The sequence below is a fragment of the Paenibacillus filicis genome, from assembly GCF_038070315.1.
GTDB lineage: Bacteria > Bacillota > Bacilli > Paenibacillales > NBRC-103111 > Paenibacillus_G > Paenibacillus_G filicis.
On the sequence record NZ_JBBPCC010000012.1, the window covers coordinates 187,235 to 200,704 of the forward strand.

A 13,470-nucleotide genomic window follows, 5' to 3' on the forward strand; every position below is an offset into this window, starting at 1 on the left:
AGCAGCAGACAATCTTAAGAGATTCTCCATCGGTATGCACCCCCTTTTCCTTTACGATTATAGCATAAGTTCAAACAAGAAAAAGCAACTGACATCCATCAGTTGCTTTTCCAGGTTTACTTTTTCTTCGCGGCGATAAACGCATCAACTTGCTTTTGAACCTCGGCAATGACCTTATCGACGCCTGCCGCCTTTTGCTTCGCGATGTAGTCGCTGACCGCCTTCTCAGGGTCCTTCACCGTGCCCGCTTCAATCGCGCGGCCCAGCTCGCTCTGCACTTGATCGCGCTGAGCCAGCTCATTCTTGATGGAATCGCTGACGACGAAGAAGCCGTCCAGCGGATTCGTGAAGTTAGAGGGCTCGCTGGCGAATTCCGCTTCCTTCACCCAGAAGCCGTCTTTGTATGTCGGATTCGGCTTCATGAATTGCGGCTTCCACAGCGCCCATTGGCCGCCCCATTCCATGTAGTTGCTGGTCGTGGAGTTCATGCCGGCCGGGTAGTTGGCCGCCTTGCCATCCAGCACGTAGTTCTTGCCCTCGATTCCGTATTGGACCAGGTCATACAGCTTCTGGTCGGTCTCCAGCATATCCAGGAAGCGCAGAACCAGATCCGGATGCTTGGAGTTTTTGTTGATCGCCACGACATTCGCAAGCGCAGTGCGGTTCGGGAATTTCTTGTCCGGATACAGCTGGGACGTCGAACGCTCGAACGACGAGTCCGAGAAATTCTCCTCTGCGTTCGCCCATTCATGGGAGCTGTTAGCGAGCAAAATTTTACCGTTTCGGAACTTGGGACCCGGGTCTTCCTTATCGACCAGCACATCCTTGTTGATGATGCCGTCCGCATACCATTTGGCCGCATATTGGGCCATATCGCTATATGTCTTCGTCTGCTCGAGCGCCTTCACCTTGAAGGACTTGTCATTGATCTCCACAACCAGCTGGTTGCCGCCCTGTGCAGACAGGTCGTTCAGCTCATCGCGCAGCTCGAAGAAGCCGGTCAGCGTATTCGGCACGACGGGGAAACCCACCTTCATGTCCGGGAATGCCTGGCGAATCTGATGAGCGAATTTGTCCAAATCCTCCAGCGTTTTGATGGAATTCGGAGCAGGCTCGATGCCCGCTTTCTTCGTTAGATCGGCACGCCACTTGACGAACGGCCGCTGGCTCATCTTCATCGTCCAGGGGAGGGCAACGACTTGCCCGCCCACTGTAGCCGCCGCCAAGGTACCCTGCTCCTGATACTTCTTATACAAATTCGGTGCATGCTTGGGCAGCAGATCATTCAGTCCCAGGTACGCGCCCTTGGAGGCCATCTGACGGTAAGCCAGCCAGTCGCCGTCGAAGTTCATGTCCCAGTCGTCGCCGGATGCGGACATGACGAGCAATTTCTCTTTGTACGGGTCTCCGAACGGAATCGTATTGATCGTGAACTTCACATTCAGCCCCTTGCCCTTCACATACTCGCTGATCGCCTTCCAGACTTCATCCGTACCCGATTTCTTATCCCCGCCAAAATAAAATTTCAGGGTCACCTCGTCTTCTTTGGCAGCAGGCTTGCTCTTGTCGCCTCCTGCTTCTCCCGATGGCTTCCCATCGCTGCTGCAAGCCGTCAAGGCCATACTGGTTAGAAGCATGGCTGCCGACAGCATTGCCGTAAGCGGTTTCTTTTTCATCGAAATCTCCCCTTCATCTTCATGGAAGTGTATACTACACAGCCGGAGCTGGTATAGCCTTAGCCCTTGACGGCGCCGACCATCAAGCCTTTGACGAAATATTTCTGCAGGAACGGATATAGGAACACGATCGGTCCGATCGTGACCACCGTAACAGCCATCTTCACGCCTTCGGTAGGAAGGGTCGCCGCTACACGCTGCATCTCGGCCGAATTGGCAGAGCTCTTGAGAAACTCGACGTTACTGACGATCGTCCGCAGCATGAGCTGCAACGGCTGAAGCTTCTGATTATCGATATACATCAGCCCAAGGAACCAGTCATTCCAATAGTTCAGCGCTACGAACAAGGAGATTGTCGCCAGCACCGGCTTGGCTAGCGGTGCTATGATCTGCACCATGATCCGCCATTCGCCAGCGCCGTCTATCTTGGCGGATTCGAATAGCTCCTCGGGGATCGATTGCAGGAAGTTGCGGATCAGAAACAGGTTGAAGCCTTGGGCCAGTGGGGGCAGAATCAATGCCCAGACGGTATCCTTGAGGTGCAGGTAGTTCACGCATATGATGTACCAGGGCACCAGTCCCCCATTGAACATCAGCGTCAGCAGTGCGTAGACAGATAACGCATTCCGGTACTTCAGCGTTCTTCTCGCCATCGCGTAGCCGCCAATATAGTTGACCAGCACCGCCAGCAGCGTGCCGACGACCGTCACGAAGATACTGATCTTGTATCCGTCTATAATCCGTCCAGCTCCCAGGAATAACACCTTGTAGGCCATCAGGTTCGGATTAAGCGGCAGCAAGGTGTAGCCGTGCTTGGAAATATCCGCCTCCGTGCTTAAGGAACCGCTGATGACCATGATGAACGGGATGAGACAGAACAAGCAGAACAAGGCAACCACGAGCATCATCAGGAGCTGGGACAGCTCAAGCTTTTTCATTGTCATGAGGCTAACACCCTTTATTCAGATTTAGAACAGCGCCGAGTCTTTATCGATTCTTCGGGCGATCAGATTGCTCCCCAGCACCAGCACGAAGGCGCCGATGGATTGCAGGAACCCTGCTGCCGAAGACATCCCGATATCACCGTTCACTCTCAGGCCTCTGTATACGAACGTATCGATGACATCCGTCGTCGGATACAGCGTCGAAGCATCTCCGATAACGGCATAGAACATGCCGAAGTCGGCATTCATGATGCGCCCGATCGCCAGCAAAGTCAGAATGATCACCGTCGGCTTGAGCATCGGGAGGCTGATATAGCGGATCTGCTGCCATCGATTCGCTCCGTCGATCGAAGCCGCTTCATAATAGGAGGAATCGATCCCTGTCAGCGCGGCCAAGTAAATAACGCTTCCGTACCCGGTGATCTTCCAGCGCATGATGAGCACGAGAATAGCCGGCCACAAACCTGCCTTGTTGAAGAAATCAACCTCTTCAAATCCGAAGAACCTAATCAGTGAATTGACGGCTCCGACATCGGTCAGCAGGTTGTAAGTAAATACGCCGACCACGATCCAGGAGATAAAGTACGGCAAGAACGTGACGGATTGCGCCACCTTCTTGAAGGCCCGGTTACGGATCTCATTGAGCAGAAGCGCCAGACCAACCTCGAAGATGAGTCCGGTAAAAATAAATAACAAGTTCAGTAGAATGGTGTTCCTCAATGCCCGAATTGCATACTCGGAGTTCAACAGAAACTTAAAATTGCTGAAGATCGGATTGGCCCAATTGCTGCCGAAAATACCCTGGGTAAAATTAAAATCCTTGAAAGCAATCACGAGCCCCGCCATCGGCATGTAATTAAACACCAGCAGCAACAGCCCCACGGGTACAAACATCAGGTATACGGAGCCGTTCTTGCCCAGCTCCCCCATGAATCTCTTCGTCACACCCATTCTCTTCCTCCCCTGTCCAGTCTCTTGGTTAAGGTGTGTTTGGCTATGCTTTCATTGTACGGAATAGGCCATTTATTAACTATGAGGCAATGCTAAACTTTACCCCGCATTATTAGCCGAATCTCTCCGCGCTGCGGGCAAACGAAAAAAACCGCCTCCAAAGAGACGGTTGAACCGGTAAGTCTATGGACAGGATTGTGCCGGAAAAAGATTTCAAACAAATAACTAGCTATGCAACCCTCCCACCAACCGAGGTCGGGGAAGGCACCGGCCGATCGGGATTTGGACGAGGCTGGTTCGTCCATGCATGGACATCCTATAGAGCTGGTCGCACCATCCGGCCTGAAAGCCAAGAAGAGGACGTCCACCCATGCCGAGAGCGGACGCAGCCAGCAAAAGGCGCTGCAGGAGCATGCCGGCTTCCATCTGCTGGATGCGGTATCCTCTATACCCCAATTGGGGAATCAAGTGATCCTCGTCACCGGCTATGTGCAGACAGATCGGGACTTGAAACAAATTGACATTATTCAAGGTCATCCCCTGTTGCAGCCGGAGCCGATGATCACCGGCAAGCTCGCGCCGGAGCGCGTGGGCTGCTGCGTCATAACGATAAGAGCCGTCCGGTACGCCTTCGACGTTATAGAAACATCCGTATAACGCGACACGAAGCGGAGGTGACTTCCCCACGCCGTCCAAATCGTTACGATACATGAAGGAAGCCGTAGCTTCCTGCAGCAGGGCAGCTAGCTGCTGCGCCGTTACACGGCTCAAGACGAATTCGCTTTCGGGGGAATACCGTGCACGGCTGGTCGCCGCCAGATCGATGCTCATCCGCTTCACCGGTGGTAAGTACACCGTCTGAAGTCCGCTTTCCGCTCGACGGGCAGGCTCGAAATGGCGATACGGGGAAAGCGTATCGAGCGCCGCCGCTTCGTTCATCCGAGTCAGCTCCGGAAACTCCTTGACGGATTTCGAACGCACGTAATAATCAGGCTGAATAGCCGGAAGCTCGCGGCTCAGCTCATTCGAGGTGACCTGCATCTTGGTACGGTCGGCATCGCCTATCCAAGCGATATTGCGTTGCACGGAAAGAGGTACGACCGCATAAACGTTCTCTTCGGAGCCAGATAGCCCCAGCAGATGGCCCACGGCTCGGTCCAGAAACCGGAAATGCACGCTGGATGCATAACCGAAGCGTTTCGCAGCTTCCTGCAGCTGCCCTAGCAGCACGCCTGAATCAAGGCCTTGCAGACGATAGGCAAAGTTGTTGTATTTGAAAGCATTTTTCCAGCTCATCGCCGATACAAAGACAACGCCGAAGCATGAGGATAAATCACAGCGGTTGCCGAGAGCCCGGGTCAAGTACGAATCTTGATCGCCTTCACGCAACAGCACCAGGCGGTGATGCGCTGCATCGTAATGGTATAGACCGAGAACGCCGGTTTCCGAGCGAAGATATAGGTATAATTCGTTCGGGTACAATCCTCCGCCGGAAGGGACGAATCTGCGGTACATCCTTAGCGGTTGCGCAAGAGAATAGCTTACTTGCGTCAGCCCGTAGACGTACCAGAGAAAATGGCCGATGGCTTTCAGGCTTGGTTCAACTGGCGTTACCAGCGTTTCCAGCCTCATCGGGATATCCGAGGACAGCGGAAGAGTCGGCAGCCCGCGATACAGCTTATAGGCAAGCGGTGCATCGTCCCAATCGACCTCCCGGCCGGGCGGGCCGCTCCCGCTGTCGTCGGCATGAAGCTGGCGAATAAATGCTTCCAGACTCATTCGGCTTCCCCCAATCGCCCTAAGTGAACCCTTGGTTTTGGATGAGGCGACATCAGCCCTGCTCCATCATGGGAACGGATGCGGATGAGCATTGAGCTCCTCCGGACGCAAAGACCGTTCTGTGTACCCGAGCTCGGCTGGCACTCGAAGCGCTCTTTCCAATCCCTCTAACCGGGTAAAATGGTAGCCAAACGACATCGGCAGCATGCCGGGTATCAGCACTTTCACGCAGTGCAGCCCGTTACGTCTCAATTCCGGTGTTGTCTGATCCACCACAATCACATCCATATTCAACTGGACGAACTTCCCAATCATCGCCTTCAGGTCTTCAGTCAAATCCCGGTGCTTCGGAGTGGGCTCAAATTCTTGCGCGAACGTTCTCATCGGCCGGTTTTCCTCCAGCAAAAAGTGCAGCCGCGGCTCCGCCTCCGGCAGGCTGTACAGCATGGAATGGTCCTCCATGTCACGAACCAGCGAAGGATTGTGGAACATCCGCACATAATCTTCCCGGTTGGTCTCGAATTTGTGGTCTAGTGTAAGCATCATCCCCGATAGCTCGTGAACCGCCCCTTTCGCTGCCCGCACCGGGTCCGGGTGCGCTCCAGCCGCACAAATAAGATTCACTCCATTGGGCTTTCTATTTTTCGCCACTGCCCAAATGCTGGGAATGCCATTTTCCGTCGTCGCGTTAAACAAGAGCACGTCAAAACCGGCAACAGACCGCAGCCGGTCCACCATGAGCCTAAGGTCGGGGTCTCCGGCGGATTGTGGGTCTATACGGGGAAGCGGCAGCTGTGCGTACCACGTCAGCAAGAACGAATCGCGCTCCACGACCTCCAGCATCCCGTACATGATCGCTTCCTCCAAGCTTCCGCCTAGAGCGCAGCCGTTAGATGTCTCGTACACGAAGCCTTGCCGACAGGGAGAGCTATAATACGCGAGCCACTGCGGCACCAAAATCGGGCGTCCTTGCGCAAAAGAGTACCCCCAGACCCAATGGGTCTCGACTTCAGGATCGAACGGAGGAAAAGGAAATCCAGGCAGCTCATACTGCTCCTTCGCATACAGCCCGACCGTCACGGGATCGAGCGCTTCCCCTGCCAGCTGCCGGTAGCTGCCGAAAATGACGGACCGCTTACCACGTGGCGCCGTGCCACAATAACGCTCTAAGCCCTCCAGAATAGCCGACAGCTCGCTTTCCGCATAGCAGTTCGTCCGGCCTGCCGTCAGCTCGTCTTGCTCTAACATCGGAAGATTCACGGTCGCATCGGCCAATGGTGAAGCCAAATCCAGCATTTTTCCGTTTATAAATCCGATCCTGTAATCGAGATAGTCCCTAGCCAGAAAAGTTTTCAGCTCTTGGAGCGATCGGCTGCGGTAAATATGATCTCCGACCTTCGGGGACGGCTTGAGCGATATCTGTGCTGAATCACGCGAATCTTCGGGTAGATGTCCGCATAGAGGACACAATGGGTCCGGCAGGAAGAAATGGCTGGAGCAACTTAACGTTTTTAAGTTGACAAAAACCACATGCTCTTCCGTGCGGGAGCGGTCTCTCCGCAGCACAGTTCTTGATTCCGCCGTAATCAACTGCGCCATATGCAGCAGTCCCGTGCGCGACGCCCATGTGTCAGACAAAATTCCTCCGGTTTCCGTCAAGCGCTGTTGCAGGCCCCACATTTCCCTGCGGTCACGCCCCGCTACAAGCTGCCGGGTATCGGCACACCTGGAGCATCCGGACTGGCCTGGCCTGACGAGCGGCCCGATAACGCCTTCACCGAAAGCGACGAAACCACGAAGCCACGGAATGGAAGCAGCCTGAAGCTTTGCTTCCGCCTCACGATGAACGGCTGGATGCCAGGCATCGTTCAGCACCAAGGCCAAATCTACATCATCTGGCAACCCCTCCTTGAAATCGGTCAAACGAATGATTCGGCACTCGGAGATCAGCTCCCCACTTACCAGCTCCGCCAATACTCCTTCACCGACAACGGCAACGACCGCACTCATCCGGCTACCCCCTCTCCCAGCAGCACGCCGAAGACAGCAGCTGGACCTTCACGCAAAAACGGCTCCACGGCCAAATCGATGACGAAAACTTCCCTACCGCTTATTTTCAGCTTTCGCATTGCATCCCTGACCCCATCCAGCTTCGACTCCTCGGCTGGGACGGACAGCTCCAGCGGGGCGCCCGCACCAAGCCGCGCAGTCCTGACCTCCACGGCCTGCATCCCGCGTGATGCGGTTCCGTTCTGCGCCTTCATCAATGACGCTTGCAGTGCCCTGCGCAGCGCCGTTGTCACCGTCAAGTCGGTAGCTGCGAACCATCCATCCTCCGTACCTGCCCAAACGACAGGAAATCCGCACACTTCCTCTCCAAGTGCGATCGTCGGTATCCCCCGCATCGTAGTCAGCGACTGTAAATAAAACCTGCATGGCTCGTCGTCAATCTGACCGAGCCGAACCCGAACGACATCCGGCTTCCGGTCTGTCATACGAGCCTCCAAATGCTTCGTCAAACAAGCCTGCAGTCCACGACCCATGCCTTCTGAGACTGTCTCTCCGATACCGACGCCGATAAACTGCTCGGTGTTCACGAGAACCCCCGCAAGCCGCGACACATACGCCTCAAGTCCGGCCAGCCCTGCTTCACGTCGTGCTTCCCCGTGTGTCAATCCCGAACAAACGATGTCCGGCAGCAGACCGACCGGTCCTTCTGAGAGCGGATCGGCTGCCTGAATACGGCACTGTGACAAGGGCAGCTGGACAAGGTCCCCTTCCTCCCAGCTATGGAAAATTCCCGTCCGGTCCGAAGTCAACTTGCTGAAGTACGGAAACAGCCCATTTACTACTCCGCCTTCCCATCCTTCCTCGAGCCGAAGCTCTGCGTCATCCACCCAGTTAGCCGTAGCGTTGATTTTTCCGGCAGCAAGCGGATGCGGCAGTAAGGGGTGCCAGCTTCCTTCCAATGTCTCCAAATCAAGCAGGTAGATGGAGTTTCTCAGCTCCGGCTCGGAGGCGCCAGTTACAGTCTTAAACAGCTCGAAAACAATCACATTCGAGAGCAGCGCCCCTGCCGTTGAGGAGAACGCAAATTTCTCTGGGTCTTTAAACACTTCAGAAGCGTGGATGCGCCGCCATGCCGATTCCAAGCAGACCGCACTCTCCGGCTGCACGAGCGGGCCCGCTATGCCGGCCTGATGCAGTCGAACCGCGGGAAGCAGCGTTTTCCGTTCCGCTTGGCATGCCTTATGAAGAAGTCGCAGTTCCTCGCAATCGCCCTGCTCAGACACATAGAGGATCGTTTGGAATGGCCGCACGGCTTCCCTCCAACCTTCGGTACCCTTGTTCGGCAATATAGCTTCCCCGATTGCCACCTCGGGGTCCGTCAAGCGAGCGTGCTCCGCTAAAGCCGTAAGCCGACGCCGATCCGTCGGCTGCGAATCCGTAATTAATACGCAGAACCGAGGAAGACCCGACTCAAGCAGCGACGATACTAAAGAGGAGAAGATCTGGCCGGAGCCGACAGCGAGTACCTCAGCCTGCCGGTAACACTGAAACCGGTAAGCGCCCGATTGACCTAAGCTATCAAGAAAAGCGATTTGCCCTGCATACTTACGGACCGTTTGCTCCTGGAGAACGTGCGGGCGATCCTGACTCACATCGCGCGCAAAGCCTTTTTCCCTCAGCACTTCCGCGATTTCGTACACCCGGTCCCGGTACGGGCCGGATAGCCCATCCGTCAATTCTGCTAGTGTGTGCTCCCCGTTGAACATGGGGACGAGCTTTTCCAACCAGCGGTCCATCATCTCACCTTGCATGTGAAACGTGCCAACGTTGTTTCGGAAATAGACGCTGTCATTTTGAACCGGCAAAAAAAAGGTATCCGCCTTTACCTGAAGGCGCGCAGACGGGGTCAACTTTGACATCTCAGCCCTCCTAACCGTAAACGCTGTTTTCCAATTTGCAATCTTCGTTCTACATCATATGTACTTCTCTTTGTCCCTCATGTCAGACATCGCTTAAGGGATAGAAAAAATCGCCCCTGCAAGCACGTGCAGGAGCGATCGATTTACTGCAATAGGAATAGAGGACGGTGACGTCAGCGGCAGCGGGCGCAATTGCCTGCGCAGTTATGGCAGCGAACGCCTCCACAAACTCCTGCGCAGTTAGAGCAACGAACGCCTCCACAGAAGCCTGCGCAATTAGAGCAGCGAACGCCTCCACAGAAGCCGCCACAAAACCCACCGCAAACTCCTGCGCAAAACCCACCGCAAACTCCTGCGCAAAATCCGGCACAAACTCCTGCACAAAATCCGACGCAAAGACGCGCTGGATCCACGGGCACTTGGCCATTCGGAAACTGGCCGGCGTAATACTGAGCCTGTGCCTGCTGCTCCCAAGGCGTCATTTCGGTTGCCTGAAACTGCGAAACATTCAACTGTTGAAGCTCATTTTGAAAATTTGTCATCTGATAAACCTCCAGTAACTTTTTTTCATATCGACATGATTCCAACTTATGGTCGACACTCCGCGTTTGTTACTGAGTCAAAGGCCTATTTTTTGGGCGTATGTACCAAAAGCCGGACACGCAAAAACACCATCCCCCGTGTAACCTCTGAGGGCCAACTGCCTTATGCAAGGCATCCTGTACGGCGGATGAAAGATTACGAGTTTACAAGTTTACGAGTTTTCAATACCACACAATGGTTGTATGCATCTCTATGATCTGGCATCTTAGGTCAATCAGGGAATCCTTACTAGCTGGGCGTACCACCCAAAGCCCCGGTTCCCATGATTGGGGAGCCGGGGCTTTCATATGTTGCGAATATGTGCGTATCGGTTGACTAATCGCCAATGACCGACGAGTTCGTCAAAGCATCCACTTCGGCTTGAATGCCCCCTGCCAGACGGCGGATAGCCTCCAGGTCAACCGCGCGCTCATAAATCTGCAGAACGGGCTCCTGAACTTCCCGGACTGTGGCCAGCAAGGCGATCGCTTCCTTCATCGAACGGGAGTAGCGGGCGCGAATTTCGGCGATCTGGTCCTCAAACCTTTCGTCGGTCCCAGGGGTAATCGCCAGTTCGTAAACATCCAGGATTTCATCACCTTCACGGCTCGGAAAATGCTCATGGGGCGCCGTGCTGTCAAAGATCGCAAGGCTCTGTTGCGGAAAAATAATCATGTCCAGGCTGTTCGGATCAAAGCCGCAGTGATAGATTTCCGTATCGACCCCTCTCTGCTCCGCCGCTTTGGCAAGACGTTTAAACAGCGTCGATTTGCCGGAACCCGGACGGCCTTTGACAAAGACGCGCGTCTCCAGGTCATCCGTCAAGTTCAGCACGTAATCGACAGCCCCTTCCCAGGTAGCCGCACCCAGGAAGCGGTGAACGGCATGGGAGCGTGCCGGACGGATCGGAACAAGATGTTCTTCCGCCCACTCCTCGGCAATCCGGTCCATGACGACCAGGTCCAGATTCTGGATATAGAAAGTCTCCCATTCATCATGGATCCGCAGCGTTTTTTGGAACGTATCGTAGGCTTCCTTGTAGAGGGCACTCGTTTGCCGGTCGGCTTCCTCAATTTCACTTGCATGCTCGTTCAGCAGCTCCACAGAGACCACTTCCTGCAGATCGATCAAGCGGATTTCGGTTCCTTCGAGAACCGGATCAGAACTCCAGGCGTTTCCATCGACAACCCCGATGCCGAACTCCTTCAGGATGAGTCCTTCCAGCCAGTCTCGGTTCAGCGGATGATGAATATAGTGAAGGCTCCAGCCCTTGTGGCTCCATGCTCCCGCGAGCTCCGTGAGAAATGCCGAGACCGCCGTACCAGCCCGGCCCTGCAGAACGAAGACCGTATCCAAACCGCTCAGCACCGAATCAAACAGCGTATATAAACCGTCCGCCGTATTTCCCCTTGCAAAGTAATGCTTTTCTTGATCCGCCATACGGGACAACACTCCTTTGTCATCAGAACATGTTTACATTTCATGTTATGCATGACAGCAGGTCTGTGTGAATGCCCAGGGAAGCGGTTTAAGGCTTCGCGGTTTTCCAGTAATCGTAAGCATGAACGACATTTCCGGTGTAGGACGGCGAGTCAGCCAGCATCACCGGCAGCTTGGCGAGCTCTTTCTCCATATAAGCGGCACCTTCCTCAGCGAAGGTAACATGGTTGCCTTCCCAGCTCTGCTTCATTTCGACACTGATGAGAATCGGCTTGCCAAGCTCATCGGCATAGGCAATCGCTTTCTTGGAGATGGCTATAATTCCGTTCGACCCTCCTGCCGTATCGCGGAAGGCCATAAGGGATACAAAATCCATGGTGTCGATGAGCCACCTGCTGAGGGACTGACTCGTGCCGACAACCTTGTAGGTGTCCATCAATGTCATCCACTTGCTGCCAGACTCATCCGAGCCGGAAACCGTGTATCTGTCCAGCCATACGGCCATATCCATGCTAGCCTGCAGATTCGAATCCTTCTTAATCTCCTGGACAAAAGCGCTCAAGTTTCCTGTCCATTCCCTAATGACACGTTCCGGGTTTTCTCTCCATTCCGGCAGCACGTACGGCTCGATATCCAGATGGATGCCATGGAAACGCTCGTCTCCTTCCACTTCCTTGTTATATTTCTTAACATAGTTCACCAGGTTCATGATCTTAGGCCGGTTCTCCGTCATTGCCCAAAGGGGGTGACCGCCCATGGCGTGAACTTCGATGCCTGCCGCCCAGGCTTCCTTCATAAACGAACGATACGCATGGACCGGCTGCTGAAGGTCCAGGCGGACGTACAGCCAGTTCAGCTTCTTCTCCTTGGCAAATTCGATAATTTCATGGCCATTTTTCATGACCTGATTGGCTTCCCACACGTAGGTGCCCCGTACCTGCTTATCCCTCTTAACCGGGTCGGGGTCCGGCACTTGGCCGTCGTCCGGCTTTGGATCTGGCTTTGGATCTGGCTTTGGATCTGGCTTTGGATCTGGCTTTGGTTCGGAACCTCCCGGTTTCTCACCGTCGGGCATGTTCTCCCAGTTGCGGAAGTCGTGAATCGCAATGCCTGCAAAAGAGGTATAGGCTCCCAGCGCGCCGGACAACGATTTCAGCGATTGATTCATTTCGCTTTTACTGCTTCCGTAGAAGGACGTATAGGCCTGAGCGGGCATTTGCTTCGTATTGACGGCCACGAGTACCTGGGTGCCCAGCCGCTGGGCCGATTCCATCTCATTTCGGACAAGCTCCACGATGCCGTTTTCTGACTCCACCGTATTGCGGTAAGCCATAACGGTCACACGGTCAAATGACTTCATAAACCATTCGGTCAGCTTCTCATTGTCCTGATCTGGGACGGTATACTCATCAAACCAGAATGGGAGATCGATCCCGAGGTCCAGCTTGGAGCCGGAAGCGTGCGCCGCATCCAGAAAGGCTTTTATGTTACCGATCCAGGTCCCGATGAGTCCTTCCGGGTCGGTTTCCCACTCCGGAAGGACATAAGGTTCAATGTCCAAGTGAATGCCATCGAACCGGGCGTCTGACGCTTTAGCGTTGTTGTATGTATGTACCCAATCCGCCAGGCCAACGAGCCGGTCACGGTGTTTGGTCTGAGCCCAACCCGGGTCTCCTCCCAGCGCGTGCACGGCAATTTTATTAGCATGAGCATTTTTTATAAAAACTTCATATCGGCTTGCCGGCAAGTCTCGATTAATTTGTAAATAAATCAAATTGATTCCTTGGTTTTGGGCAAAGTCAAGCAGTTTCTTCCCGCCATCCTCGATCATTTCCGTCTGCCATACCCATGTGGCCTTGACCGGTCCGGACGGGGACGAGAACCCCACCAGCAGCCAAGCGGAAAGGCACATCAGTGCAGACAGCAAAATTCGAGAATTTTTGACAATCATAATTTCCCTCCATTCCTATAGTTCTCTAGTAGAATGTAGTAATTATAGCATTGATGTCGAAAAAAGAGATGAGCCCAAGTCCTTATTAGGCTAGGCTCCCTACAGCCGCGGCTTTCGCGACTATTATAGAAGGAACTACACACTTCTGTTAATTTATCCCTTTTATACGGATATGGATAAAATATGGAATATTTATCACCTTCTGATTAGTCGAAAAG

Annotated in this window: 9 protein-coding genes; all 9 read right to left on the reverse strand. The window is 54.1% G+C overall.

What is annotated here, in order from left to right:
• Nucleotides 1–116: 116 nt before the first annotated feature.
• The 9 genes from WMW72_RS19155 to WMW72_RS19195 all read right to left on the reverse strand — a co-directional run bounded on the left by WMW72_RS19155 (nt 117) and on the right by WMW72_RS19195 (nt 13,252).
• On the reverse strand, nt 117–1,676 hold the full coding sequence (locus WMW72_RS19155; RefSeq protein WP_341417151.1) for a DUF3502 domain-containing protein: 1,560 nt from the start codon (nt 1,674–1,676) through the stop codon (nt 117–119).
• A 59-nt stretch (nt 1,677–1,735) separates the two neighbouring features.
• Nucleotides 1,736–2,620 carry a carbohydrate ABC transporter permease gene (locus tag WMW72_RS19160; protein ID WP_341417152.1) on the reverse strand — a complete coding sequence of 295 codons (885 nt, stop codon included), beginning with the start codon at nt 2,618–2,620 and terminating at the stop codon, nt 1,736–1,738.
• Nucleotides 2,621–2,644: 24 nt separating this feature from the next.
• A complete protein-coding gene (locus tag WMW72_RS19165) occupies nt 2,645–3,571 on the reverse strand; it encodes an ABC transporter permease (RefSeq protein WP_341417153.1) in 927 nt (308 codons plus the stop codon).
• Between the two features lie 225 nt (nt 3,572–3,796).
• Nucleotides 3,797–5,350, reverse strand: coding sequence for a SagB family peptide dehydrogenase (locus WMW72_RS19170; protein WP_341417154.1), 1,554 nt, complete (start codon nt 5,348–5,350; stop codon nt 3,797–3,799).
• A 66-nt stretch (nt 5,351–5,416) separates the two neighbouring features.
• Entirely contained in the window at nt 5,417–7,360 is a 1,944-nt protein-coding gene (locus WMW72_RS19175) for a TOMM precursor leader peptide-binding protein (protein WP_341417155.1), read from the reverse strand.
• Complete coding sequence (locus WMW72_RS19180; RefSeq protein ID WP_341417156.1) at nt 7,357–9,279, reverse strand: putative thiazole-containing bacteriocin maturation protein; 1,923 nt, start codon at nt 9,277–9,279, stop codon at nt 7,357–7,359. Before WMW72_RS19180 ends, WMW72_RS19175 begins: the two co-directional genes overlap by 4 nt.
• Before the next feature lie 173 nt (nt 9,280–9,452).
• Nucleotides 9,453–9,821 (reverse strand): heterocycloanthracin/sonorensin family bacteriocin, encoded by a 369-nt coding sequence (locus tag WMW72_RS19185; protein WP_341417157.1) that lies wholly within the window; start codon nt 9,819–9,821, stop codon nt 9,453–9,455.
• Nucleotides 9,822–10,197: 376 nt separating this feature from the next.
• A complete protein-coding gene (locus WMW72_RS19190) occupies nt 10,198–11,301 on the reverse strand; it encodes a hypothetical protein (protein WP_341417158.1) in 1,104 nt (367 codons plus the stop codon).
• A gap of 88 nt (nt 11,302–11,389) precedes the next feature.
• Nucleotides 11,390–13,252, reverse strand: coding sequence for a glycoside hydrolase family 18 protein (locus WMW72_RS19195; protein WP_341417159.1), 1,863 nt, complete (start codon nt 13,250–13,252; stop codon nt 11,390–11,392).
• Between the last annotated feature and the right edge of the window lie 218 nt (nt 13,253–13,470).

Excerpts from the sequence above, each read along its gene's own strand:
- WMW72_RS19190 (WP_341417158.1), bottom strand. The coding sequence starts at position 11,301 with ATGGCGGATCAAGAAAAGCATTACTTTGCAAGGGGAAATACGGCGGAC.
- WMW72_RS19155 (WP_341417151.1), bottom strand. The coding sequence starts at position 1,676 with ATGAAAAAGAAACCGCTTACGGCAATGCTGTCGGCAGCCATGCTTCTA.
- WMW72_RS19170 (WP_341417154.1), bottom strand. The coding sequence starts at position 5,350 with ATGAGTCTGGAAGCATTTATTCGCCAGCTTCATGCCGACGACAGCGGG.
- WMW72_RS19175 (WP_341417155.1), bottom strand. The coding sequence starts at position 7,360 with ATGAGTGCGGTCGTTGCCGTTGTCGGTGAAGGAGTATTGGCGGAGCTG.
- WMW72_RS19185 (WP_341417157.1), bottom strand. The coding sequence starts at position 9,821 with ATGACAAATTTTCAAAATGAGCTTCAACAGTTGAATGTTTCGCAGTTT.
- WMW72_RS19195 (WP_341417159.1), bottom strand. The coding sequence starts at position 13,252 with ATGATTGTCAAAAATTCTCGAATTTTGCTGTCTGCACTGATGTGCCTT.
- WMW72_RS19165 (WP_341417153.1), bottom strand. The coding sequence starts at position 3,571 with ATGGGTGTGACGAAGAGATTCATGGGGGAGCTGGGCAAGAACGGCTCC.
- WMW72_RS19180 (WP_341417156.1), bottom strand. The coding sequence starts at position 9,279 with ATGTCAAAGTTGACCCCGTCTGCGCGCCTTCAGGTAAAGGCGGATACC.
- WMW72_RS19160 (WP_341417152.1), bottom strand. The coding sequence starts at position 2,620 with ATGACAATGAAAAAGCTTGAGCTGTCCCAGCTCCTGATGATGCTCGTG.